Annotated in this window: 24 protein-coding genes; 14 read left to right on the top strand and 10 right to left on the bottom strand. The window is 74.5% G+C overall.

Annotated elements, in window-relative coordinates:
* The 6 genes from ABZW10_RS15575 (at position 1) to ABZW10_RS15550 (ending at position 5,349) form a co-directional block, all read left to right on the top strand.
* The gene (locus ABZW10_RS15575) at positions 1 to 609 is read left to right on the top strand and encodes an HAD-IA family hydrolase (protein ID WP_355364758.1); all 609 of its coding nucleotides are present in this window, start codon (positions 1 to 3) and stop codon (positions 607 to 609) included.
* A 169-nt stretch (positions 610 to 778) separates the two neighbouring features.
* A complete protein-coding gene (locus tag ABZW10_RS15570; RefSeq protein ID WP_355364755.1) occupies positions 779 to 1,777 on the top strand; it encodes a DUF4129 domain-containing protein in 999 nt (332 codons plus the stop codon).
* The gene (locus ABZW10_RS15565; protein ID WP_355364752.1) at positions 1,774 to 2,313 is read left to right on the top strand and encodes a hypothetical protein; all 540 of its coding nucleotides are present in this window, start codon (positions 1,774 to 1,776) and stop codon (positions 2,311 to 2,313) included. Before ABZW10_RS15570 ends, ABZW10_RS15565 begins: the two co-directional genes overlap by 4 nt.
* A 113-nt stretch (positions 2,314 to 2,426) precedes the next feature.
* The gene (locus ABZW10_RS15560) at positions 2,427 to 3,470 is read left to right on the top strand and encodes a MoxR family ATPase (protein WP_355364749.1); all 1,044 of its coding nucleotides are present in this window, start codon (positions 2,427 to 2,429) and stop codon (positions 3,468 to 3,470) included.
* 44 nt (positions 3,471 to 3,514) lie between these two features.
* Positions 3,515 to 4,831 carry a DUF58 domain-containing protein gene (locus tag ABZW10_RS15555; RefSeq protein WP_355364746.1) on the top strand — a complete coding sequence of 439 codons (1,317 nt, stop codon included), beginning with the start codon at positions 3,515 to 3,517 and terminating at the stop codon, positions 4,829 to 4,831.
* Entirely contained in the window at positions 4,828 to 5,349 is a 522-nt protein-coding gene (locus ABZW10_RS15550; RefSeq protein ID WP_355364743.1) for a hypothetical protein, read from the top strand. The genes ABZW10_RS15555 and ABZW10_RS15550 overlap by 4 nt, the downstream gene beginning before the upstream one ends.
* Positions 5,350 to 5,552: 203 nt before the next feature.
* Here ABZW10_RS15550 and ABZW10_RS15545 read toward each other — a convergent pair whose 3' ends face one another.
* Positions 5,553 to 6,380, bottom strand: a complete 828-nt coding sequence (locus tag ABZW10_RS15545) for a hypothetical protein (protein WP_355364740.1) — start codon at positions 6,378 to 6,380, stop codon at positions 5,553 to 5,555.
* Positions 6,381 to 6,635: 255 nt separating this feature from the next.
* Here ABZW10_RS15545 and ABZW10_RS15540 point away from each other — a divergent pair, with 255 nt between their 5' ends.
* Together ABZW10_RS15540 and ABZW10_RS15535 are read left to right on the top strand one after the other, a co-directional pair.
* Entirely contained in the window at positions 6,636 to 7,148 is a 513-nt protein-coding gene (locus ABZW10_RS15540; protein WP_355364737.1) for a SigE family RNA polymerase sigma factor, read from the top strand.
* Positions 7,141 to 8,019 (top strand): hypothetical protein, encoded by an 879-nt coding sequence (locus ABZW10_RS15535; RefSeq protein WP_355364734.1) that lies wholly within the window; start codon positions 7,141 to 7,143, stop codon positions 8,017 to 8,019. Before ABZW10_RS15540 ends, ABZW10_RS15535 begins: the two co-directional genes overlap by 8 nt.
* 87 nt (positions 8,020 to 8,106) lie before the next feature.
* Here ABZW10_RS15535 and ABZW10_RS15530 read toward each other — a convergent pair whose 3' ends face one another.
* Together ABZW10_RS15530 and ABZW10_RS15525 are read right to left on the bottom strand one after the other, a co-directional pair.
* Positions 8,107 to 8,316, bottom strand: coding sequence for a DUF397 domain-containing protein (locus tag ABZW10_RS15530; RefSeq protein ID WP_355364731.1), 210 nt, complete (start codon positions 8,314 to 8,316; stop codon positions 8,107 to 8,109).
* Positions 8,313 to 9,167, bottom strand: a complete 855-nt coding sequence (locus ABZW10_RS15525) for a helix-turn-helix transcriptional regulator (protein WP_355364728.1) — start codon at positions 9,165 to 9,167, stop codon at positions 8,313 to 8,315. The genes ABZW10_RS15530 and ABZW10_RS15525 overlap by 4 nt, the downstream gene beginning before the upstream one ends.
* 245 nt (positions 9,168 to 9,412) lie before the next feature.
* Here ABZW10_RS15525 and ABZW10_RS15520 point away from each other — a divergent pair, with 245 nt between their 5' ends.
* Positions 9,413 to 9,847 carry an ATP-binding protein gene (locus ABZW10_RS15520; RefSeq protein ID WP_355364725.1) on the top strand — a complete coding sequence of 145 codons (435 nt, stop codon included), beginning with the start codon at positions 9,413 to 9,415 and terminating at the stop codon, positions 9,845 to 9,847.
* Positions 9,844 to 10,104, top strand: a complete 261-nt coding sequence (locus ABZW10_RS15515; protein WP_355364722.1) for a hypothetical protein — start codon at positions 9,844 to 9,846, stop codon at positions 10,102 to 10,104. Before ABZW10_RS15520 ends, ABZW10_RS15515 begins: the two co-directional genes overlap by 4 nt.
* Here the strand turns inward: ABZW10_RS15515 and soxR are convergent.
* Positions 10,094 to 10,597, bottom strand: coding sequence for a redox-sensitive transcriptional activator SoxR (gene soxR, locus ABZW10_RS15510; protein WP_355364719.1), 504 nt, complete (start codon positions 10,595 to 10,597; stop codon positions 10,094 to 10,096). The genes ABZW10_RS15515 and soxR overlap by 11 nt on opposite strands.
* Positions 10,598 to 10,652: 55 nt before the next feature.
* Here soxR and ABZW10_RS15505 point away from each other — a divergent pair, with 55 nt between their 5' ends.
* On the top strand, positions 10,653 to 11,354 hold the full coding sequence (locus ABZW10_RS15505) for a transketolase (protein ID WP_355364716.1): 702 nt from the start codon (positions 10,653 to 10,655) through the stop codon (positions 11,352 to 11,354).
* 21 nt (positions 11,355 to 11,375) lie between these two features.
* Entirely contained in the window at positions 11,376 to 12,299 is a 924-nt protein-coding gene (locus ABZW10_RS15500) for a transketolase (RefSeq protein ID WP_355364713.1), read from the top strand.
* 7 nt (positions 12,300 to 12,306) lie between these two features.
* On the opposite strand, the gene treZ is transcribed toward ABZW10_RS15500, so the two are convergent.
* The 4 genes from treZ to glgX form a co-directional block, all read right to left on the bottom strand.
* Positions 12,307 to 14,025 (bottom strand): malto-oligosyltrehalose trehalohydrolase, encoded by a 1,719-nt coding sequence (treZ, locus tag ABZW10_RS15495; RefSeq protein WP_355364710.1) that lies wholly within the window; start codon positions 14,023 to 14,025, stop codon positions 12,307 to 12,309.
* Positions 14,022 to 16,535, bottom strand: coding sequence for a malto-oligosyltrehalose synthase (gene treY, locus ABZW10_RS15490; protein WP_355364707.1), 2,514 nt, complete (start codon positions 16,533 to 16,535; stop codon positions 14,022 to 14,024). The genes treZ and treY overlap by 4 nt, the downstream gene beginning before the upstream one ends.
* A gap of 94 nt (positions 16,536 to 16,629) precedes the next feature.
* Positions 16,630 to 17,376 carry a hypothetical protein gene (locus ABZW10_RS15485; protein ID WP_355364704.1) on the bottom strand — a complete coding sequence of 249 codons (747 nt, stop codon included), beginning with the start codon at positions 17,374 to 17,376 and terminating at the stop codon, positions 16,630 to 16,632.
* Positions 17,377 to 17,477: 101 nt separating this feature from the next.
* Positions 17,478 to 19,625, bottom strand: coding sequence for a glycogen debranching protein GlgX (glgX, locus tag ABZW10_RS15480; RefSeq protein WP_355364701.1), 2,148 nt, complete (start codon positions 19,623 to 19,625; stop codon positions 17,478 to 17,480).
* 536 nt (positions 19,626 to 20,161) lie between these two features.
* On the opposite strand from glgX, the gene ABZW10_RS15475 reads away from it, so the two are divergent.
* Entirely contained in the window at positions 20,162 to 21,442 is a 1,281-nt protein-coding gene (locus tag ABZW10_RS15475) for an SAV2148 family HEPN domain-containing protein (RefSeq protein ID WP_355364698.1), read from the top strand.
* Positions 21,443 to 21,444: 2 nt separating this feature from the next.
* On the opposite strand, the gene ABZW10_RS15470 is transcribed toward ABZW10_RS15475, so the two are convergent.
* Positions 21,445 to 21,963 (bottom strand): GNAT family N-acetyltransferase, encoded by a 519-nt coding sequence (locus ABZW10_RS15470; protein WP_355364695.1) that lies wholly within the window; start codon positions 21,961 to 21,963, stop codon positions 21,445 to 21,447.
* A 134-nt stretch (positions 21,964 to 22,097) separates the two neighbouring features.
* On the opposite strand from ABZW10_RS15470, the gene ABZW10_RS15465 reads away from it, so the two are divergent.
* Complete coding sequence (locus ABZW10_RS15465; RefSeq protein ID WP_355364692.1) at positions 22,098 to 22,799, top strand: exonuclease domain-containing protein; 702 nt, start codon at positions 22,098 to 22,100, stop codon at positions 22,797 to 22,799.
* Here ABZW10_RS15465 and ABZW10_RS15460 read toward each other — a convergent pair.
* Positions 22,771 to 23,685 (bottom strand): DUF3592 domain-containing protein, encoded by a 915-nt coding sequence (locus tag ABZW10_RS15460; RefSeq protein WP_355364689.1) that lies wholly within the window; start codon positions 23,683 to 23,685, stop codon positions 22,771 to 22,773. The two genes, ABZW10_RS15465 and ABZW10_RS15460, sit on opposite strands and share 29 nt — an antisense overlap.
* Between the last annotated feature and the right edge of the window lie 3 nt (positions 23,686 to 23,688).

Raw genomic sequence — 23,688 nt, 5'->3', positions numbered from 1 at the left:
GTGTCGTACCAGGGCCTGATCATCGACTTCGCGGGCGTGCTGACCACCCCGCTCGGCGAGTCCGTGCGCGGCTGGTGCACGCGCAACGGCCTCCCGCCGGACACCTGGCGGCGCGCCCTGGTGGACGACCCCGCCGGGCGGGCGCTGTACGGGGAGCTGGAGCTGGGCCGGATCACCCAGCACGAGTGGAACCGCCGCACCGCCGCCCTGATCGGGGTCGAGCCCGAGGACCTCATGGGCCGGGCGCACGCCGACGTGCGGCCCGTCGCCGCGATGGTGGGGCTGGTGCGGGCGGCCCGCGCGGCGGGCCTGGCCGTCGCCCTGCTCTCCAACTCCTACGGCCTCGACCCCTACAACCCGTACACCGCCACCGGCGTCTGGGACCTCTTCGACGTCCGGGTGATCAGCGGCGAGGCGGGCCTGGCCAAGCCGGACCCGGACATCTACCGGCTCACCCTGGAACGGCTCGGCCTGCCGGGCGAGGCGTGCGTCTTCGTCGACGACCACGCCCCGAACCTCGCCCCGGCCGAGGCGCTGGGCATCACCGCCGTCCATGCGGACGGCCCCGGGACGCCGGGCACGGTGGCCCGCCTGCTGGGGCTGCCGTAGCGCCGGGGTCCGTAGCGCTGTGGTCCGTGGTCCGGGCTCCGTGGTCCGGTCTCCGGGCGGAGGGTGACAGTGCGACCGTGGGTGTGCGACGCTTCCACGCACGCGCAGCCCGGCCGCACGGTCGAACGCGGGCGCGGTGACTCGGGGAGTCGGGGAGTCGGGGGGTCGGATGGCCGAGCACGTGCCGCCGGACGGGAGCCGTCGCCGGGCCGGCGGGGGAGCGGTCGGCGGTCGGACGGTACCGCTGCTGCTGGTCGTTGGCGGGCTGCTGCTCGCCGCCGCGGCGCTGCGGCCGGCCGATGGCCTGCTGGGCCCGCCCGGGGACGCGGTGGTCCGTACGACCGGCCCCGTGGTGCTGATCGCCCTCGGCTGGGCGGTGCTCGTCGGATGGTTCGCGGCGCGTTTCCGGGCGGAGGTCCGCCCGCTCGTCGGGCCGACGCCCTGGACCGAACGCCTGCGCGAGGCGGCCGGGTTGCTGCTGGGCGGCGCCGCCGCGCTGGTCCCGCTGCTGCTGCTCGCCCTCCACAACCGCCTGCGGAAACCGTCCGGCCCGCAGGAGCCGATGGTGCTCCCGACGCGGCCGGCCCCGACGGAGCCCCCGGAGGACAGCCCGCCGGTCGAGGGCGGCGGCAACCTGCTCACCCTGCTGCTGTACGCGCTCGGCGCGCTGCTCGTGGTCGCCCTGGTCGTCGCGCTGACCCGGGTGGTGCTGGTCCGGTACCGCGCCCGGCAGCGGGCGCGCTCGCTGCCCGCCGTCGGCCGGGTCGCCCCCGGGGAGGACGCCCTCGCGGCCGCCGTCGCCACCGGCCGGCGCTCCCTGCACGGCGCCGACGCGCGGGCCGCCGTGATCGCCTGCTACGCCGCGATGGAGGGCTCGCTGGCCGAATCCGGCCTGGAACGGCGGATCGGCGACAACCCGGCAGAGCTGCTGGAGCGGGCCGTCGCGGACGACCGGGTCGACCGGGCCCCCGCGTACGCGCTCACCGAGCTGTTCCGGGAGGCCAGGTACTCCTCCCACCCGATGGACGACGGCCATGTGCGCCGGGCCCGCGCCGCCCTGGACACCATCGCCGCCCGGCTGGCCGCGGACGGCGGCGATCGGACCGCCGCCGACGGGGCCGGGCGGTCCGCGGCCGATCGCGCCGCCGTGCCCCGGAGCCGTCGATGAGCAGCGAACCAGCCCGCCGCCGCGCCGCCGCGTCCGAGGGCGGACGGCAGCCGACCCGAACCGGCTCCGTACGCCACAGCCTGACCGAACTGACCGTCGTCGCCGTCCTCGCCGAGGTGGTGCTCGGACTGGTCGGCGGCCCGCCGGCGGTCGTCGCCGGGGCGGCCGTACTCGTCGCCGTCGCCCTGCTCACCGGCCGGTACGTGGCCGGTGCCGGGTCCCAGGACGTGGGCCTGCGCCGGCGGCCGCGGCTGATGGACTCGCACGAGCCGGGCCTGTCCGACTGGCGCTGGACCGTGCGCCAGGGGCTGACGCCGGACAGCGACGCCCAGCTGCTGCGGGGCCGGCTCCAACGGCTGTTCGCCGCCCGGCTGTCGGAGGAGCACCACGTCTCGCTCACCGCCGACCGGCAGCGGGCTGCGGAGCTGATCGGCGCCCGCCTCTGGCCGTGGATCGACCCGGTCGGCGAGCCGCCGGCCCCGGCCTTCCCGCCGGACGTCCTGCGGGAGCTCGTCGACCGGTTGGAGTCCCTGTAGCCGCCCGGTCGAGCGTCCTTCCACCAGTGAGTCCCGACGCCGAGGCGTCCGCAGCCGCCCGTCCCGTCCGTTCCGTCCGTCTCGTCCGTCCCGCCCGTCCCCTCAGGAGAGCCATGACCGCCGACCCGCAGGCCCCCGTCGACCCGAGCGACCACGGCGGGCCCGGAGAGCTGACGCCGCAGCAGGCCGGGGAGCGCGTCCGCGCGGTGCTGAAGGAGATCGAACGCGCCGTCGTCGGCAAGCCCGACGCGCTGCGCCTGGTGATGCTGGGCATCGTCGCCGGCGGCCATGTGCTGATCGAGGACCTGCCGGGGCTCGGCAAGACACTGCTGGCCCGCTCGTTCGCGACCACCCTGGGCCTGGACTTCCGCCGGATCCAGTTCACGCCCGACCTGCTGCCCTCGGACGTCACCGGCGCGCCGTTCTACGACCAGCACAGCGGCGAGATGGTGTTCCGGCCCGGTCCGCTCTTCACCCAGCTGCTGCTGGCCGACGAGATCAACCGCACCCCGCCGAAGACCCAGGCCGCGCTGCTGGAGGCGATGGCCGAGGGCCAGGTCTCGGTCGACGGCGCCACCCGCCGCCTGCCGCAGCCCTTCGCGGTGATCGCCACCGCCAACCCGATCGAGTACGAGGGCACCTACTCCCTGCCCGAGGCCCAGCTGGACCGCTTCCTGCTGCGGGTGCGGATGGGGTACCTGTCCACCGGTCTGGAGGCGGCGATGCTGCGCGCCCGGCTGGACCGGTCCGCCCCCGAGGCGGTGCTCGACACCGTCAGTAGCCCCGCCGAACTGCTCGCCGTACGGGCCGCGGTCGAGCGCGTCGAGGTCGACGAGGACCTCGTCGACTACGTCGTCGCGCTGGTCGACGCCACCCGCAAGGACCAGCAGATCCAGGTCGGCGCCTCGCCGCGCGGCGGCCTCGCGCTGGTGCAGCTGGCCCGGGCGCACGCGATGCTGCAGGGACGCGACTACCTGATACCGGAGGACGTCAAGGAACTCGCCGTCCCCGCGCTGGCCCACCGCGTCACCCTCAAGCCGGAGTTGTGGGTGCGCCAGGTCGAGGCGGACGAGGTGCTGGCGCGGGTGGTCGCCGGTGTCCCCGCTCCGCAGACGGTGCCGCGCGCCGCCGGGCCGGGCGTGGACGCTGCGCGGTGACCGTCCCGCCTCCCGCCGCGGACCCGCCTCCCACCCCCGACCCGGTGACCGCCCGCATCCTCGCCCGCAGCGCCCGGGCCACCGCCGACGGCCTGCCCAGCAGCCCGCCCTCGCCGCACTGGCGGGCCGCCGAACGGACCCTGCGGCTGCTCTCCGTCGCCGCCGCGGCCGCCGTGGCCGCCCTGCTGACCGGCCACGGCTGGCTGCTCGCCCTGGCCGCCGCCCCCGCCGTGCTGCTCGCCCTGTCGGCCCCGGGCCGCGGCCGGCCCACCGAGCTGGCGGCCACCGCCACCGTGGAGCCGCGCCGCTGCCTCGAGGGCGAGCGCATCACCGCCCGCATCGAGATCCACCACGACGGGCGGACCGGCCCGCTCGACCCCACCATCGCCCTGGGCCCCGGCGTCGTCCTGGAGGCGCTGACCGTGCGCCCCACCGGTGTGGACCTCGCCCTGCGCGCCGACAGCTGGGGCCGCTGGAGCCTGGGCACCGTTGACATCGACGTGCACGACGCCGGCGCCCTGACCCGCCGCACCGTACGGACCGAGCTCGGCACCGCGGACGTCTTCCCGGTGCCCGCGACCGCCCGCCTCACCCCGATCCCGGTCCGGCTGCCCGAGCGCCTCGGCGAACACACCACCCGCCACGACGGCGCCGGCGTCGAGGTGGTCGGCGTCCGCCCGTACGTCCACGGCGAGCGCCAGCGGCGCATCCACTGGCCCTCCACCACCCGCCGCGGCAGCATCCAGATCAACCAGTTCGCCGCCGAACGGGCCTCGGACGCCGTCGTCCTGCTCGATACGCTCGACGACGTCCACGACCCGGCCACCGGACTGTCCAGCCTGGACGAGAGCCTGCGCGCCGCCGTCGGACTGACCCGCGCCTACCTGCGCCGGCACGACCGGGTCGGCCTGATCGCGATCGGCGGGCAACTGCGCTGGCTCACCGCCGGCACCGGCGACCGCCAGGTGTACCGGATGGTCGAGAGTGTGCTGGAGGTCCGTCAGGACCGGGCCCACCGCGGGCCCGCGCTGCCCCGGCTGCCGCTGACCGCCCTGCCGGGCCACGCCCTGGTCTACGCGTTCACCCCGCTCGCCGACCAGCGGATCCTGGAGGTGCTCGGCCGCGTCGCCGACCACGGCAACCCGCTGGTGGTGGTGGAGATCCCGGCCGGCGAGCCCGTGGTCGAACAGGACGACGAGGTGGGCGCGTTGGCCCTGCGGCTCTGGCGCGCCGAGCGGGAGGCGATGCGCTCGGCGCTGCGCGCCCGCGGCGTCCCGGTCGCCCGGTACACCCCCGGCGAGGCACTGGACCTCGCCCTCGCACCGCTGCTGCGCCGCCGGATCACAGGAGGATCCCGATGACGAACCGGCTGGAGAGGGTCCTCCTGTGCGTCGTCGGCGACGCCCTGCTGCTGGCTTCCGCCGGGGTCGGGGCCGACGACGGCGCGGCTTCCCTGGTCGGGCCGGTCGGACTGGTGGCGCTGCTCGCCCTGGCCACCTGGGCAGCCCTGCCGCCGCCCGAGCCGGAGCGCCGCCCCACCACCTGGCCGGCCCGGCTGGCCACCCGCCGCACCACCCTGCTGGCGACCGGCTGCGTCCTGCTCGCCGCCCTCGGCGAGCCCGGCCTCTGGCGGGGCGCGGCCGTCGCCGTCCTGCTGACCGCCTACCTGCTGCTGCTCGACGCCTTCGGCCCCGACCGCCGCCGCCCCCGCCCCACCCACACCGTCGCCGCCCTCGCCGCCTCCGCCCTCACCCTCCCGGCCGCCCTCACCGACACCGGCGCGGGCGAGTGGTCGCGCCCCCTCGCCCTCCTCGGCATCCTGACCGCCGCCACCGGCCTCGCCCTTGCCCTCGCCCTACGCCCCCGCCGGGGGAACTGACAACCCGGCGGCGCCTGGCACAGGAAGTCGGGCCGGCCGACTTTCTGTGTCGGGCGCCCCCGGGCGCGGGTAGGAGCCGGAAGTCGAACTGGCCGACTTCCTATGCCAGGTCCAGCGCGGCACTGCCCGCATCCCCCCCGGGTGCGGGCTGGTGCGGGAAGTCGGGCCGGCCGACTTCCCGCACCGGGCGCCCTTGGTAACGCCTACCGGTGGGTGTTCTTGACGTTGGGCTGCGCCTTCTGGTTGTAGATCTCCTTGCCGTCGGCGTTGAAGGCGTGGACGTAGGGGGTCGCGGGGAAGCGCTTCTCGTTGGGGTCGGTGGAGACGGCCGCCGTGTGGACGAACGCGCCGCCCGCCATCACGGCCGGGTACTGGGTCGGGTCGTCGCCGTAGCTGACGGTGATCTTGGCGACGTCGGACGTGTAGTGCCCGGCGCCCAGCGAGAGGTGCTGCCCGGGAGCGACCGGCTCGCTGAAGCTGTCGAAGAACTCGATCCGGTGACCGGTGCCCCAGAGGCGGTCGTTGATGAAGGTCGGCGGGGAGGACAGGCTGTTGCCGCTGCTGCCCTTCGTCTCGCACTGCACGTACTTGCCGGCGGAGTCGACGGCGACGACCACGCCGTCGGTGTCGGACGAGGCGACGGGGGTGCGGACCGCGATCACCGCGTGGTACTTGGACGCGTCGGAGCCCAGGCAGGAGCCCAGGATCCCGGTGACGGTCCCGGCGTCGATCGGGGTCGTCGCCGTGCTGGTGACGGTGAAAGCGGCCGGGGCGCCAGGCGCACCGGTGACGGCCGTGCCGCTGCCGGAGGCCGTGGCGGCGGGCGCGGTGGCCGGCGCGGCGACGGGCGCGGCCTCCGGCGTGGCGGTCGGCTTGGCGGTCGGCGTGGTGGCCGGGGCAGCGGCGGGCTCGCTGTGGACCGTGGGGGCGGGGGTGGAGGTGCCGGTCGCGGCGGTGGCCATTCCCCCGGCGGCCGCCACGGCCGCGGCGGTCGCGGTGGCGGCGATGAGCATGATCGGGCGGATACGCATGAATCCGTGTCCTTTCCTGCGGGCGTCCGGTTGACGCCGGCACCCCTGTAGGCCCCCCGACACCCGGCGGGTCGCACCCCGCACGCGTGATCCATGTCATAGGCCGCGGGTGCGACCCCGGCACGGCGCTCGTGCGTACAGAGCGGGAGGCTTCACCCGGGACGCACGGCTTTCACCGCCGCGGGCGAGGAGTGCCTCCTCACGACCCGCTTGTGCCGCGAGCTGCCGGACAGTCCCAGAAGAGAGAGGCCCTTGATGACGCCACAGGAGTTCGACGCGTTCTACGCGGCGTCCTTCTCCCGCCTGACCGGGCAGCTCTACGCGATAACCGGCGACTGGTCCGAAGCGCAGGACGTGGTCCAGGAGGCCTTCATCCGCGCATGGGACCGAAGGCGCACCCTCGACCCGGACGACGCCCCGGAGGCATGGATCCGGACCACGGCCCGGCGGCTGGCCCACTCCCGCTGGCGGCGGCTGGCCCGGGGCCTGCACCTGGCCGGACGCCACCACCGCCAGGAACCGCCCACCGTCGAGCCGCCCAGTGAGGAGCACCTGATGCTGGTCACCGCGCTCCGGTGCCTGCCCGAGGCACAGCGGGCCGCGCTCGTCCTGCACCACATGTGCGACCTGTCCGTCGAGCAGGTCGCGGCCGAGACCGGCGCCGGCGTCAGCGCCGTCAAGAGCCGCCTCGCCCGCGGCCGGGCCGCGCTCGCGGCCGTACTCGCCGACCGGATCCCGACCAGCGAGGAAGGAAAGCTCCGTGTCTGACCCCACGCACGACACCCTCGGCGACCGGCTGCGGCTGCTCGGCACGCAGATGTCCGCACCGACCCTGCCCGCTGCGGAGATCCGCCGCCGCGCCGACCGGCGCCGCCACCGCCGGCGCGCCCTGGGCGCGGCCGTGGCCTGCACCGCGGCAGCCCTCTGTCTGGCCCTCCCGTCCGTGCTGAACTCACCGGGGCCGCAGCAAACACCGGGGACGCAGAACTCACCGGCACCGCAGCAATCGCCGGAACCGCAGCAAGGAGCGGCCACCTCGGACGCCTCCTCCGCGCCGGCTTCTCCCGCCCCTCCGGCCGCTTTCACCGTCACCAGCACGGCGACGGTGCCGATCGAGGCCGGGGCCGTCGCCGGGATCCTGGGCACCTGTCTGGGCTCGGATGCGTCGCGGTACCACGCGGTGATCGCGGTCCGCACGCCCGTCGCCTCGTCGGACACCGACGGCGTGGTCGTCGCCGTCGACTCCGCCGGAAAGTACGTGCAGTGCGAGACGAAGGGCAGCAGCGGCAGCAGCATGTCGGCCCCTCCGACGCTCATCAACGACCGCCTGTGGGGCGCCGGTCACCGGATCGAGTTCTTCGACGGCTTCAGCGCGCCGGCCGGTGCCGGGCAGTACCTCTCGCTGGGCGCCGGGCACTACACGTCCGAGGTCGCCAAGGTCACCGTCAGCTACGGCGACGACCCGACGCAGTACCCGGCCGTGATGGCGGGCGGCGCGTTCGTCCACACGGCGGCCATCACCCCCGGCAGCAATGGGAACCCCTTCTCCCCGGTTTCCTACGTCCACGCCTTCAACGCGGACGGCAAGGAGATCTACAACCAGAAGACCCAGACCGCCGCCAAGAACACCCCCCGGTAGGCGCTCCCAAGGGGATTCGGTGGAATCCCATGTACGCGTGGTTGGTTCGGCGGCGCCTGCGCAGCAGCGCGGGCGCCGCCGGGGCTTTCAGGCGTGGGTGGGGAGTTCGCCGTCGTGGATGGCGGTGAGGAAGGATTGCCAGGCGGTGGTGGTGAACATGAGGGCGGGTCCGTGAGGGTCCTTGCTGTCACGGACCGGGACTATGTCCGAGAGGCCGTCAGCGACCTCGACGCACTCGCCATCGCTGATGCTGTAGCTGCTCTTACGCCATTGGATGCCGCGGAAATCGGGCTTCATTGTCTGTACTCCTCTGCGACCTGCCTCAACCAGGAGATGGACTTCTCGGGCTGAGCTGATGACGCCATGAGCCGGTGGAAGACGTCCTCGTGGCGGTCGATCTCGGACTGTTGCTCGATGTAGGTCTTGCTGCTGATCGTCTCGCAGTAGACCACGCTACCGGGGATGTCACTGAACGAGAGGAGCGAGAACGACGAGCCCATGGCAGCGTGGGCGCCTGCCGTGAACGGGAGTACCTGCACCGTGATGTTGGGGTATCTCTCCGCCATGGTGGCGATGTGGTTCAACTGGTCGGCCATGATGAGTTCGTTGCCGACGGGTCGTCGAATGGCTCCCTCGCCGAGGATTGCCCAGATCTGGGGTGGGGAGGGGCGGTCGAGGATGTGCTGTCGCTCCATTCGGAGGGCGAGCTTCAGTTCCACCGCTTCGGTGGATTCTGTGGGCCTCATCGCTCGGATGATGCTTCGCGCGTAGCTCTCGGTCTGAAGCAGTCCGGGTACTGCCTCGCATTGGAACGTCGCGATCTTCGTGGCGTCAGACTCGAAGCCGACGTAGGCGCGGAGCCTGTCCGGCAGGGCGTCGCCGTAGGCGTGCCACCAACCTTGTTGCCGGCTTTGCCTGGTGAGCTTGAGGAACTGCTTCACCTCATCGGGTGAAGTGATGCCGTAGTGGGCCAGCAGCTTGGCCGCGTCCCGCTCTTGTAGGGAGACCAGGCCGCTCTCGATGCGGCTCAGCTTGGAGGCGGACCACCCCAGGGCGGCGGCCACGTCCTTCGCGCTCAAGTCCCGTTGCGCGCGCAACTTGCCAAGCTCCCCGCCGAGCCTACGCCGCAGCACGGTCGGACTGCTCACCCGTCACACTCCCTGGCTGTTCGGTTACTTGCATAGTTTGCCACCCCTCCTGAAGCCTCAACCATGCTGGCAGAGGATGCAATTGCAGATCGGATGCGCTTGCGCGCAATCTGCCGCGAGGTGCATGCTACATCCAGTAACTCGACGGTTCTTCTGAGTGACTACCGGGCATTTCCATGCCCATCCAGCCGTCTCCGTGGCAGCACCACGCCTTCAACCCCCTGTACCAGGAAGGTGAATCCGCCATGTCCTCCTGCCTCCCCTCCTCCCCCTCCCTCTCCTGCTGGCTCCCGCGCAGCAGGCGCTCGCCGGGCGAAGCGCGCCGGTTGCTCGAAAAGCTGCTCGACAGTGCTCCCGGGGGTGAACGCTTCCTCGAATCCGGGAAGTTGCTCGTCAGCGAACTCGTGACCAACGCCGTTCTGCACGGCACGCCGATGGGGCGGCGGGTGCAGATCGTCCTCAACGTCGACCGTCAACGCCTCCGCATCGAGGTGCACGACGCCCGGGGCGAGCGCGGCCCCGTGCTGCGGGCGGCCGGTGGGGAGGACGAGTCCGGGCGCGGGCTCGCGATCGTCAAGTTGCTGGCCCACCGCTGGGGTTGCTGCCCGCGCGACGGTGGCGTGGGCAAGATCGTGTGGGTCGAGGTCGAGGTCGAGTCGCCCGTCGGACGTGCCCGGTGACGCCGGCGCGGCTCGTCACCGTCGAGGTCGCCGGCCTGGTCCCGCCCACGACCTACGCCCTCCTCTCCAAGGCCCTGTCCGACCTCTGGGCGGCCGTCCGCTTCCAGCCCATGAGCAGGCCGCAGTGGCAGCAGCTGGAATGCTGCCTCGCTGGCCCCGGCGCCGAGCGCTTCGTCGCCGAACGCCTCGACAATGACGGCGTGTTGGAGCTCCCGGCCGGGGAGATCCGGATCCGGCTGCGATGGGTCACTCCGTGAAGTCGCCCCCCGCCGGCTCCGGGCCGGTGGTGGGGTCGCGGGTCAGCAGGTAGCGGGCGCCCGGGCCGGCGGCGGCGGCGCGGTCGGCGGCGTTGTAGAGGCCGCAGCGGGTCAGCGACAGGCAGCCGCAACCGATGCAGCCGGTGAGCTTGGCCTTCAGTCGCTCCAACTCCGCGATCTGCTCGTCGATCCGGCTCTGCCAGGACTGCGCGACGCCGTCCCACTCCGCCCCGCTCGGCGCGCGGTGCTCGGGGAGGCGGTCCAGGGCGACCTTGGCCTCGTCCAGGGACAGCCCGACCCGTTGGGCCGCCCGGACGAAGGCGATCCGGCGCAGCGTGCCGCGGGTGTAGCGGCGCTGGTTGCCGGTGGTGCGGGTGGCGTGGATCAGCCCCAGCTTCTCGTAGTACCGCAGGGCGGAGGCGGCGAGGCCGCTGCGGTCGGCGAGCTGGCCGATGGTGAGGAGGTCGTGCCGGCTGGGGGTGTGGGCGCTCATGCGCGCCACTCTAGCGCTTGACTTGAAGTCGACTTCAAGTAGCAGCATCGAGGGCATGAACACGACGCCCCCCACTTCCCTCGGTTACGCCGAGCTGCCGGGTCTGATGGCCCTGATGACCGGCGACGAGAAGCACGGTCCGGCCGCCACCTCCACCCTGGACGCGCTGTGGGTGCTCTACGACCGGGTCCTGCGGGTGACCCCCACCACCGCCGACGACCAGGACCGGGACCGCTTCCTGCTCTCCAAGGGCCACGGCCCGATGGCCTACTACGCCGTCCTCGCCGCCAAGGGCTTCCTCGACCCGGCGGTGCTCCCCAGCTTCGGCGCCTACGACTCGCCGCTCGGCCACCACCCGGACCGCCTGCTGATCCCCGGGGTGGAGATCAGCTCCGGCTCGCTCGGCCACGGCCTGCCGATCGCGGTCGGAACCGCCCTCGGCCTGCGCGCCCAGGGGCTCACCGACCCGGCGGTCTGGGTGCTGATCGGGGACGCCGAGTTCGACGAGGGCTCCAACCACGAGGCGGTGGCCTTCGCCGGCGCCCACGGGCTGGACCGGCTGCACGCCCTGGTGATCGACAACTCCTCCGCCACCCACGGCTGGCGGGGCGGCATCGCCGCGCGCTTCGCCGCCGAGGGCTGGTCGGCCGAGACGGTGGACGGCCGCGACCACGACGCGCTGTTCGCCGCGTACACCGCCGCGCACCCGGGCCGGCCGCGGGTCGTGGTGGCCCGCGTCGAGCCGAAGAACTCCTGAGCCGAGAGGGACACCAGAACCGTGGACACCATGCGCGACCGCTTCATCGCGACCACCTCCCGCCTGCTGGACGAGGACCCGCGCCTCGCGCTCGTCCTGGCCGACATCAGCGCCGCCGGCTTCGCCCCGGCCGCCGAGCGGCACCCCGACCGGCTGATCAACGTCGGCATCCGCGAGCAGCTGCTGATCGGCGCCACCGCCGGTCTGGCGTTCACCGGGCTGCGCCCGATCGCCCACACCTTCGCCAGCTTCCTCGTCGAGCGCCCCTTCGAGCAGGTGAAGCTCGACCTCGGCCACCAGGGCGTCGGCGCCGTGCTGGTGAGCGCGGCCGGCTCGTACGACTGGCCGGCCGGCGGCCGGACCCACATGGCGCCGGGCGACGTCGCGCTGCTGGCCACCCTGCCCGACTGGACGGTGCACGTGCCCGGCCACCCGGACGAGGCCGAGCAGGTGCTGCGGCACGCGGTGGCGGACGGTGACCGCAAGGTGTACGTCCGCCTGTCCGACCACAGCAACGAGCGCGCCACCGCGATCGAGCCGGGCCGCTTCACCGTCGTGCGCAGCGGCACCCGCGGCACGGTGGTCGCGGTGGGCCCGATGCTGGACGCCGTGCTCGCCGCCACCGAGAACCTGGACGTCACCGTGCTCTACGCGGCCACCGTCCGTCCGTTCGACGCCGCCGCGCTGCGTGCCGCCACCGAAAGCGCCGCCACCGAGAGCGCCGCCACGGAGCGGAGCGCGGACGTGGTGCTGGTCGAGCCCTACCTGGCCGGCACCTCCGCCAACGAGGCCCACGAGGCGCTCGCCGACCGCCCGCACCGGCTGCTCGCCCTCGGAGTGCCGCGCGCCGAGCACCGGCAGTACGGATCGATCCCGGAGCACCTGGCCGCCTACGGGCTGGACGCGCACGGGCTGCGCGACCGGATCGGCGCCTTCCTCGGGTAGCGAGCCGTCAAGGACGCACAATCACCACGGAGTCCGGTCCGAGGGTGATCCGGCCTTCGGAACCGGAGTGCCCGCCGAACGCCGCCACCACCTCCCCGCCCAGCGGCAGGGCCACCGCCGACGCCCCGAGGTTGACCGCCACCCGGTAGGGCCCCCGGTGCACCACCAGCCACCCGGCGGCCTCGTCGGCCTCCACCCGCACCGCCGCCAGGTCGGGGTCGGAGAGCTCCGGGTGATCCCGCCGTAGCCGGATCAACAGCCGGTACCAGCCCAGCAGTTCGGAGTGCGGTGCGCGCCGGGGCTCGGTCCAGTCCAGGACGGAGCGCAGCACGGTGGCCGGCTCCTGCGGGTCCGGTACCGCGTCCGCCGCCCAGCCGTGCTCGGCGAACTCCCGCCGCCGGCCCCGGCGGACGGCCTCGGCGAGGTTGGGGTCGGTGTGGTCGGTGAAGTACTGCCAGGGGGTGGCCGCGCCCCACTCCTCGCCCATGAACAGCATCGGCGTGAACGGTGAGGTCAGCACCAGTGCGGCGCCGCAGGCGATCCGGCCGGGGGAGAGGCCGGTGGAGATCCGGTCGCCCAGGGCCCGGTTGCCGATCTGGTCGTGGGTCTGCAGGTAGCCGAGCAGGCGGTCCCCGTGCGCGGACGGGAACGGCCGGCCGTGGTGGCGGCCGCGGAAGGAGGACCAGCTGCCGTCGTGGAACCAGCCCCGGGTGAGGGCCTTGGCCACCGCGGCGAGCGGGGCGGCGGCGAAGTCCCCGTAGTAGCCCTGGGACTCGCCGGTGAGGGCGCAGTGCAGGGCGTGGTGGAAGTCGTCGCTCCACTGGGCGGCGAGTCCCTGCCCGCCGGCCTCGCGCGGGGCGGTGGTGTGCGGGTCGTTGCGGTCGGATTCGGCGATCAGGAACAGCGGCCGGTTGGTGGTCACCGCCAACCGGTCCACCGCGCGGGCGAGTTCCTCCAGGAAGTGGACGGCCCGGTCGTCGGCGAGGGCGTGCACGGCGTCCAGCCGCAGGCCGTCGATCCGGTAGTCGCGCAGCCAGGCGAGGGCGCTGCCGATCAGATAGGCGCGCACCTCGTCGGAGCCGGGCGCGTCCAGGTTGACGGCCGAGCCCCACGGGGTGTGGTGCCGATCGGTGAAGTACGGGCCGAACATCGGCAGGTGGTTGCCGGCCGGGCCGAGGTGGTTGTGGACCACGTCGAGGACGACGCCGAGGCCCTTGCGGTGCGCGGTATCGACGAAGCGCTTCAGTCCCTCGGGCCCGCCGTAGGGCTCGTGCACGGCCCACAGCGAGACGCCGTCGTAGCCCCAGCCGTGCTTGCCGGGGAACGGGCAGACCGGCATCAACTCGACGAAATCCACGCCCAGTTCGACCAGATGGTCCAGTCGCCCGGCCGCCGCTTCGAAGGTGCCGGCGGCGGTGAAGGTGCCGATGTGCAGCTCGTACAGCACGGAGCCGGCGAGCGGTCGGCCGCGCCATCCGGTGTGCGACCAGGTGAACGCGGCGTGGTCGACCGCGCGGCTGGGGCCGTCGGGGCCGTGCGGCTGCCGGGGCGAGCGCGGGTCGGGCAGCGGCCGGCCGCCGTCCAGGACGAACGCGTAGTCCCCGGCGGGCGCCTCGCCGTGCCACCACCCGGCGCGGGCGCCGTCCCGGGCCAGTGGGTGGGATCCGCCGTCGACGGCCACCTCGACCCGCTCGGCGGCGTACGGCGCCCAGACCTCGTACCTCATGCCGCGCCCCTCCTGGTCAGCAGGGCCACCGGGAGGTCGGCCAGCAGGTCCTTCACCAGCACCGGGCCGGACGGGACGGGGCGGCCGGTCAGCGCATCGGTCCACTCGCCCCCGGTGGGCAGGTGCAGTTCGGTGCCGCGCCAGCCGCCGTCCCGGGCGAGCCCGTACGGCAGCCGGGTGACGGCGGTCAGGACGTCCGGTCCGCGGCCGAAGGCGAGCAGGTGCCCGGCGGCCGGGCCGACGGCGGTCTGCGGCCGGTGGGCGCCCAGCGGCCGGGTGCGGCGAAGGTGCAGGGCGGTGGTGGTGAGGTGCAGCTTCTCGCGCGCGAGGTCGCCCGCGCGGGCGGTCGCGGAGTCGGTGAGCCGCACGGCCAGTGCCCCGAGGTCGACGGCACGCCGGTTGTCCGGGTCGACCAGGGTGTACAGCGGCTCCTCGCTGCCCTGGTAGAGGTCGGGCACGCCGGGCACGGTGAGGTGCAGCAGCGCGGCGGCCAGCGTGTTGCAGCGCGCGTACGGGGCGAGCGCGGTCACGTACCCCTCGATCCGGGGGAGCAGCCCGGGGTTGCCGAAGACGGCGTGCACGCGGTCGGCGAGGGCGCGTTCGAAGCGGACGTTCTGGGTGGTCCAGGAGGTGTGGACCTTGGCCTCCCGGGCGGCCTTGAGCACGGCGGCGACCAGCCGTTCGGGGGTGGCCGGCCAGGCGGCGACCAGGGTCTGCCAGAGCAGCCAGTCGCTGTCGGGGTCGAAGCGGGCGGCCGGTCCGTGCCCCGCCGCGGTGGACCAGGCGGCGGCCTCGGCGGCCCAGGCCTCGGGCTGCTCGGCCAGCACCGCGAGCCGGGCGCGGGCGTCGGCGCTGCGCTTGGTGTCGTGGGTGGAGAGCACCGTCATGGTGTGCGGCCAGTGCCGTTCGACGTAGTGGCACCAGGCGTGGAAGTCCTCGGGCCGCAGCCCGGGGTGGGCCGGTTCGCCGCCGACCTCGTTGAGGCTGAGCAGCGCGTTCCACCGGTAGAAGGCGGTGTCCTCGACGCCCTTGGCGGCGACCGCGGCGGCGGTCTGGGCGAAGCGGACGGCGAACTCGTCCTGCTCGGGGCCGCGCCCGAGGGTGCCCTCGGCGAGGGCGGCGACGAAGCGGTCGGTGGCGTCGGTCGGCCCGCCGTCGGAGGCGAGCGCCTCGTGCAGCTGCCGGGCGGAGGCCTCCGGCAGCGGCTCCCCGGGGCGCACGTACGGCCGGTACGCGGGGTAGCCGGTGAGCAGCCGGCGCAGTGCGGCGCGCAGCCGCTCCGGCGGGTGGTCGGCGTGCGCGGGGTCGGCGGCGCCGAGCCGGGCGGCCAGCCGGGCCAGCCGCTCCACCTCGGCGGCGAGCTCGCCCTCGGGGCCGGTCATGTCGGCCCGCCCCTGCCGGGCGGCGGCCAGCGCCGGGTGCGGGTCGGCACAGGGTTCGCCGCCCGGCGGCGCGCCGGCGAGGAACGCCTCGTACGCCCCGGCCAGTCGGCAGGCGCCCGCGTGGTGGGTGAGCACGCCGTCGATCCGGCGCAGCGCGTCGTACCCGGTGGTGCCGGCGCACGGCCAGTCGGCGGGCAGCCGCTCCTCGCCGGTGAGGATCTTCTCGACCACCGTGTAGGCGCCGCCGGTGGCCTCGGCGAGCCGTTCCAGGTAGCCGCGCGGGTCGGCGAGCCCGTCCGGGTGGTCGATCCGGAAGCCGTCCAGCACCCCCTCGCGGTGGAGCCGCAGCAGCGTGCCGTGGGTGGCCTCGAAGACCTCCGGGTCCTCGACCCGGACCGCGATCAGCTCGTTGACGGTGAAGAACCGCCGGTAGTTCAGCTCGGTGCGGGCCAGCCGCCACCAGGCCAGCCGGTACCACTGCCGGGCGAGCAGTTCGGGCAGCGCGAGGCGCTCGGTGCCGGGGCGCAGCGGCAGGACGTGGTCGTGGTAGCGCAGCGTGTCGCCGTCGACGGCGAGCTGGTCGAGGACGGCGCCGAGCCGGTCGCCGAGCAGCGGCAGCAGCACCCGGCCGTGCCCGGGGGCGTCGGGCGGGCCGGGCTGGGCGGTCCAGTCGATGTCGAACCAGCGGGCGTACGGCGAGTCGGGGCCGTCCCGCAGGACCTGCCAGAGCGGGCGGTTGAGGTGCTCGGGGGCGGGCACGGCCATGTGGTTGGGCACCACGTCGGCGAGCAGCCGCAGGCCGTGCCGGTGCGCCTCGGCGGCCAGGGCGCGCAGGGCCGGCTCGCCGCCGAGCTGCTCGGCGATCCGGCCGTGGTCGACGGTGTCGTAGCCGTGGGCGGAGCCGGGCACGGGCTCCAGCAGCGGGGAGAGGTGCAGGTGGGAGACGCCGAGGGCGGCCAGGTAGGGGACGGCGGCGGTGGCGGCGTGCAGGGTGAAGCCGGGCTGGAGCTGGAGCCGGTAGGTGGCGGTCGGGACGGCGGTGGCGGTGGCGGCGGGAGGGGCGGGAGGGGCGGAGGTGGGGACGGAGGCGGCCGGGCGTGGCTGCGCGGGCTCGGCGGCGTGGGTCATGCCTTCATGCCTACCCGGCGGGGGGCGGGGGCAAGACCCGTTGCTGATCCGAACAGGTGAGCGGGGGTGCCGGGGGTGCTCACCGGCCCGGCGCTCAGTGGCCCCGGCGCCGCCGGCTCCGGGGCACCGTGAAGTAGCCCGGACGCTGCGGTCCGCCGGCCCCGGAGTGCTCCAGCCTGAGGATCAGACCGTGCTCGGCCCGGGCATCCGCGACCCGGGCGGCGGCGTCCGGGTCGTCCGCGTACTGGGTGATCGCGCTGTTGAACATGGTCGGGGTCGGCTCGGGGATGGGCAGGCCGGCGGGGTCGTCCCAGATCAGGGTGGTTCCCAGCGCGTACAGCCGGGGGCTGTCGCGCGGCGATCCGTCCGGGTGGCGGCCGTTGCTCCGGTAGTACGCCAGCGCCTCGGCGACCGAGCCGCGCGGGTGCGGCAGCCGGGGGTCCTGGTACAGGCCGCCGCCCCAGTCGGCGACCTCGGCCGCCCCGATCCGGCGCAGCAGCTCCGGGACGTCCAGGGCGGTGGCGAAGTAGGCGGTCGCGGCGAGCCGGCAGACCAGCTCCAGGCGGCGGCCGGGGTCGAGCCCGGGGCCGGGAGTGATCCGGCGGTCGTCCACCTGGGTCACCACGTGGATCAGCCCGTCGACCGCGCCGAGCCGCGCGGCCAGGCCGTCGACCACGGCGCGCTCGGCGGCCCGGGCGGCCTCCGCCTCGGGGGTGCGGGTGCGCGCCAGCACCCGCCGGTACGGGGGCGGGCGCCGGATCGTCGCGTCCGCGATCCGGCCGGGGACGGAGAGCAGCGTCCCCAGGATGAACTCCGTCGCGCTCGGTCGATCGCCCGCCATCTCGGCCGCCCCCTCGGTCCCCGGTACTCCCGGGGACCACCGTGGCCCGCGCGACGGCCGGTGCGCAAGCGCGGTGGCCGACGTGGCCGCAAGGAGGGGGCTCAGGCGGGACGCTGCAGCACCATCAGCGCGCGGTCGGTGAGCCAGAGGGTGTCGCCGGCCTTGACCCGGGCCCCGGCGCCGGGGGCGGGCAGCCGGGCCAGGGCGGTGTCCACCACCACCTGCCACTCCTGGCCGTGCCCGGCCGGCACGGTGAACTCCAGCGGCTCGAAGTGCGCGTTGAACATCAGCAGGAAGGAGTCGTCGACGATCCGCCCGCCGCGCCGGTCCGGCTCCGAGATGGCGTAGCCGTTCAGGAACACGGTGAGCGACTTGGCGTGGCTGGCGCCCCAGTTGCGCTTGGTCATCTCCTCCCCGGCCGGGGTGAACCAGGCGATGTCGGTGAGGTCCTCGTACTCGCCGCCGCCCCCGCCCTCCCCGGCGGGCCGCCCCGGGACCGGACGGCCGTGGAAGAAGCGCCGCCGCCGGAACACCGGGTGGTCGCGGCGCAGCCAGACCATCCGCTGGGTGAACTCCAGCAGCCTGGTCCGCGGTCCGTCCCCCTCCGGCCAGTGCACCCAGGTGAGCTCGTTGTCCTGGCAGTAGGTGTTGTTGTTGCCCTGCTGGCTGCGGCCGAACTCGTCGCCGTGGGACACCATCGGCACGCCCTGGGAGAGCATCAGGGTGGCGAGGAAGTTGCGCTGCTGGCGCGCCCGCAGCTCCTCGACGGCCGGGTCGTCGGTGGGGCCCTCGGCGCCGCAGTTCCAGGAGCGGTTGAAGGACTCGCCGTCCCGGTTGCCCTCGCCGTTGGCCTCGTTGTGCTTCTCGTTGTAGGAGACCAGGTCGCGCAGGGTGAAGCCGTCGTGGCAGGTGACGAAGTTGATCGAGGCGATCGGGCGGCGGCCGTCGTCCTGGTAGAGGTCGGAGGAGCCGGTGAGCCGGGAGCCGAACTCGGCGAGGGTGGCGTTCTCGCCGCGCCACAGGTCGCGCACGGTGTCCCGGTACATGCCGTTCCACTCCGTCCACAGCGGCGGGAAGTTGCCGACCTGGTAGCCGCCCTCGCCGAGGTCCCAGGGCTCGGCGATCAGCTTGGCCTGGGAGACCACCGGGTCCTGCTGGACGAGGTCGAAGAACGAGGAGAGCCGGTCCACCTCGTGGAACTGCCGGGCGAGGGTGGCGGCGAGGTCGAAGCGGAAGCCGTCCACGTGCATCTCGGTGACCCAGTAGCGCAGTGAGTCCATGATCAGCTGGAGCACGTGCGGGCTGCGCATCAGCAGGCTGTTGCCGGTGCCGGTGGTGTCCTCGTAGAACCGCTGGTCCTGGGCGAGGCGGTAGTAGGAGACGTTGTCCAGGCCGCGCAGCGAGAGCGTGGGCCCGAGGTGGTTGCCCTCGGCGGTGTGGTTGTAGACGACGTCGAGGATGACCTCGATGCCGGCCGCGTGCAGCGCCTTCACCATCGACTTGAACTCCTGCACCTGCTGGCCGCGGTCGCCGGTGGAGGAGTAGGAGGAGTGCGGGGCGAAGAAGCCGACGGTGTTGTAGCCCCAGTAGTTGGCCAGCCCGAGGTCACGCAGCCGGTGGTCGCGGACGAACTGGTGCACCGGCATCAGCTCGATCGCGGTGACCCCGAGCTTGGCGAGGTGCTCGATGACGGCGGGGTGGGCGACGCCCGCGTAGGTGCCGCGGATCTCCTCGGGGATCCCCGGGTGCAGCTTGGTCAGGCCCTTCACATGGGCCTCGTAGAGCACGGTGCGGTGGTAGTCGGTGCGCGGCGGGCGGTCGGTGCCCCAGTCGAAGTACGGGTTGATCACCACCGAGTGCATGGTGTGCGGGGCGGAGTCGAGGTCGTTGCGCCGCTCGGGGGCGCCGAAGTGGTAGCCGTAGACGGACTCGTCCCAGTCGATGTGACCGCTCATCGCCTTGGCGTACGGGTCCAGCAGCAGTTTGGCGCTGTTGTGCCGCTGGCCGAGGCCCGGGTTGTACGGTCCGTGGACGCGGAAGCCGTAGCGCTGGCCCGGCTGGACGCCGGGGAGGTAGGCGTGGCGGACGAAGGCGTCGGTCTCGCGCAGTTCGACCGCCGTCTCCGAACCGTCCTCGCCGAGCAGGCAGAGCTCGATCCGGTCGGCGCTCTCCGAGAACACCGCGAAGTTGGTGCCGGCCCCGTCGTAGGTGGCACCGAGGGGGTAGGGGGTCCCTGGCCAGACCTGCATGCTTCCTCGACTTCCTGGTCCAGAAGGAGAACTGACGGGCATTTGGATGGTCGGGGCGGCGGACCGCGGGGGCGCACTTCCGACCGGCCGGGCGGAACCGGGCGCGCGTGCCGGCCGGGCGCCGTGACGTACGGCACACAGGCGACACAGTCCGCCATACTCCCCGACGCCCTCCCCGACGGCGGGGCCATTCGCGCCGTGTTCGCCCGAACGGGTGTCCCCACGGGCCCCGGTGGCGCTGCTCCGGCGTCGCGGCCCCGCCGTGGGGCTTGTGTGCCGCACGGGGCGGGTGGGACGGCCGGGGCGGGCGGCCCGGTCCGGGGGACGCCGTGGCCCAACCGGCTGCGGGCGGTTCGCGGCGGGCAGTACCCTTGATCGTCCGGCCGTCCGGGGCTCGTGGCGGTCCATCAGGCGAACCGACGGCGAACCGCCGGTGCGGGCGCCGATGGCGCGCCGTGCGGCCGACCGGCCGGACGGCAGGCAGACAGCTCCGAGCGGCCCCGGCGGCTCCCAGCAGGAACCAGGTGAGGTGGCGCATGGTGTTCCCCGCCGGCGGCCGTGGCGGTGGGCCCGGCGGCCCCGACCGGGGCAGCGCCCGCAGTGAGGCGCCGACGGTGGTCATGCGGCCCGCCCTGACCGGCGGACGCTCGCTCGTCCCGGCCCAGGGCGGACCGGTCGAGGTCCCCGCGCTCGCCTGGTCCGGCGCCGAATGGGAGGACGCCTACCAGCGGGTGCGCCTCTCCGGCCGCGCCTACGTCTGGCTCAACCTGGTCGAGCAGCGGCTGCGCTCGCTCGTCGACGAGGTGCTGCACCCGATCTACGCGCCCGCCCACGGCGAGGACTGGGTCACCGCCGCGGCCGGACCGGCCGGCGAGGAGTGGGCGCACCGGGCCGGCGCCGTGCGCGAGGTCAGCCGGCGCAAGGGCTACCTGCTCGACCCGGCCGACGACGATCCGCTGGTCTTCCTCACCCTGCCACAGCTGCGCGAGCTGATGGTCCAGCACTGGCCGTGCTTCGAGCCCTACCTGGCCGACCGCCGGGAGATCGAGCTGGCCCTCGACGAGCTGGAGGTCGCCCGGCACGTCGTCTCCCGCAACCGCGTGCTCACCGCGACCGTCCTCGCCCAGACCGAACGGGCCGCCGCCCGGCTGCTCGCCCTGTTCGACGGCGGCGCCGGCGCCGTCCCCGCGGACGTCGTCGAGTCGCTGGTCGCCGGCCGGTACGCGGACGTCGTCGCCGTCCACCCCGACCGGGTCCGGCTCCAGCGCGACCTGCCGGTCGAGGACCTGCTCGACGGCGCCCGGCGGCTGGACGCGCTGGGCATCGGCCTCGGCATGCTCTGCCAGAACTACACCGGCAAGCGGCTCGTGCGGCTCGCCACCGACGGCTGCCGGGTCCGGCTGCTCTTCCTCAACCCGGCCAGCAGCGCCGTCCGCCGCCGTGAGCGCGAGCTGGGCCTCGGGCGCGGCGAACTGGGCCGCTCGATCCAGATGAACATCCTGCACGTGCGCCGGGTCCGGGCCGCGCTGCGCGACCAGGGCGGCTTCGAGATCCGGGTGTTCGACGAGACCCCGCGCTTCACCGCCTACCTGGTCGAGGGCGTGCCGTCCGCCGCCCCGGCTCCCGGTGGCCGCCGCCAGACCCGCGACCTCGGCGTCGTCCAGCCCTATCTGCGCCGGGCCCGCGGCATGGAGTCGCCCGCCCTCGTGCTGCGCGGCGGCGCCGGACAGCAGCCGGGCGGCACGGACGCGGGGCTGCTGGAGGTCTACCGCGAGGAGTTCGAGGGCGTCTGGGCCGACTCCCGCCCGGTGTCCTGACGTCAGCGTCCGGGTCCGCCCGGCCGGTCCGCCGCCGGGCGGACCATGAAGACGTCGACCGGGTCCTGCCCCTCCACCGTGAAGCCGTGCCGCTCGTACAGCCGGCGGGCGGCGCTGCCCTGGAGGACCACCAGCCGGACCGCGGCCCGCGTGGCATCGGCCTCCGCGAGCACGTGCCGCAGCACGGCGGCCCCCAGCCCCCGGCCCTGGTGCGCCGCAGCGAGGTAGAAGTGCTCCAGCAGTCGCGCGCCCGGTTCGTCCGGCCCGTCCGGCCCGTCCGTCGGCCCGTCCGGCCGGACGGTGACGCAGCCCGCCAGGGCGCCGTCGACCTCGACGACCCGGGTGTACCGGGTGGAGAACGTCTCCCGCAGCCGCCGGCGGACCCGGTCCTCGTCGTAGCGGCCGAGCCGGACCAGATCGGCCCGCATCACCTCGGCCCGCAGCTCGGCGATCGGCTCGACATCGGCGGACCTGCCCGGGCGCAGGCTCCAGTCGGGGGTGCTGGTTGTCGTGATGGCCACCCGGACAGTGTCCCAGCCGTGCCGCCGAGAACGGGCGCCGGTGCACGGGCGGCGAGCCCCCACCGGCCGGATTGTCGGAGGGGCGGGTGATGATAGGGGCTGCTTCGCACCGGAGGACGGAAGGACACACCCCTATGAGCTGGTGGCAGCAGCCACTGGTCGGCTTCGACCTGGAGACCACGGGCACCGACCCGGCCGTGGACCGCATCGTCACGGCCGCCCTCGTGGACACCGTCGGGGACCGCCGGGTGGGTGTCACCGGGTGGCTGATCGATCCGGGCGTCCCGATCCCGGTGGAGGCCGCGGCGATCCACGGGATCGGCGACGACCTGGCCCGGGCCAAGGGGCGGCCGGCCAAGGAGGCGGTGGAGGAGATAGCCGCGGCGCTGTGCGAGCGGCTGGCCGCCGGGCGGCCGGTGGTCGCCTTCAACGCGCCCTTCGACCTGTCGCTGCTCGACGCCGAGCTGCGCCGGCACGGCCTGCCGCCGCTCGCCGAGCGCCTCGGCGGGCCGGTCGCGCCGGTCCTCGACGCGCTGGTCATCGACCGCGCCGTGGACAAGTACCGCAAGGGCTCCCGCACCCTCCAGCGGGTCTGCGAGGTGTACGGGGTCGAGCTGACCGACGCCCACGAGGCCGGAAGCGACGCCCTGGCCGCCGTCCGGGTCGCCGTCGCCCTCGCCGAGCGCTACCCCGACCGGGTCGGCGACGTCCCCGTGGCCGAGCTGCACGCACGCCAGATCGACTGGTTCCGCGCCTGGGCCGAGGACCTCCAGTCCTGGCTGCGGCGCGGCAAGGACCCGGAGGCCGTCATCGACCCCCGCTGGCCCCTGCGCTGAGCCCGGTCCCCAGCAGCCGGGCCTTGGCGGCGGTGAACTCGGCGGTGTCGAGCGAGCCGTCGCGGTGCAGGGCGGCGAGGCGTTCCAGGGCCGCGATCAGGTCGAGGCCCGGGGTCGGCGGGGCGTCCGGGGCGGCCGGCCCGACCGGGACGGCGTCCGGGGCGGGGCCGGCGACGAGCGAGGCGCGGGCGTTGCCCGGGTCGGCGGGGTCGTAGCGGACCTCGGCGGCATCGCCCCGGCGCGGGGCGTCGTAGGCGGGGAAGCTCTCGATGACGGTGGTCGCGTGCTGCTCGCCGTCGGCGGTGGTGAACGCGACGGTGATCCGCAGTTCCGGGCAGTCGTTGTAGGTGCTCCCGGTGTGGCCGAGGCCGGTGATCCGCCCGGGAACGGTGATGCCGTGACGCTCCAGGCGGTCCTCCCGCCCGGCCCGGATCCGGCTGTCCCGCTGGAACGTGCGCCAGCGGCGGGCGCCCCACCGGTCGAGGACCACGGTGAGCAGGGCGAGCGGGAGGACGGGGACGAGCAGCCAGGGGTGGAGGGAGCCGTTGGCGAGGGCCGCGCCGAGCAGGCCGAGGGCGAGGCAGGCCAGCAGGACGCCCCGGTCGGAGGTGGCCGAGGGCTCGGTGGTGGGGGCGTCGCCGTGCGCGGTGGTGGCGGTGGCCACCAGGCACAGCAGCCAGAGCAGGATGCCGCCCGCGAGGTACAGGGTGGTGCCGAGGGCGCCGCACCCCTGCTCGGGACCGCAGGCGTGGGCCGCGAACGCGCGCACGAAACCGGTGGCGGTGAGCCATCCGGCCGTCGCGGTGAACGCCGAGACGACGACGAGTCCGACGATCCGACCGCTGCTCAGGCGCGGTCCGAGGACGGTGGGCTGATCAGTGGCCATGGG

Origin of the sequence: Kitasatospora sp. NPDC004723 (genome assembly GCF_040609255.1) — a bacterium.
In the GTDB taxonomy this organism is placed as follows: domain Bacteria; phylum Actinomycetota; class Actinomycetes; order Streptomycetales; family Streptomycetaceae; genus Kitasatospora.
Note: the sequence above shows the minus strand (reverse complement) of the source record. Positions and strands in the feature narration are given on the sequence as shown.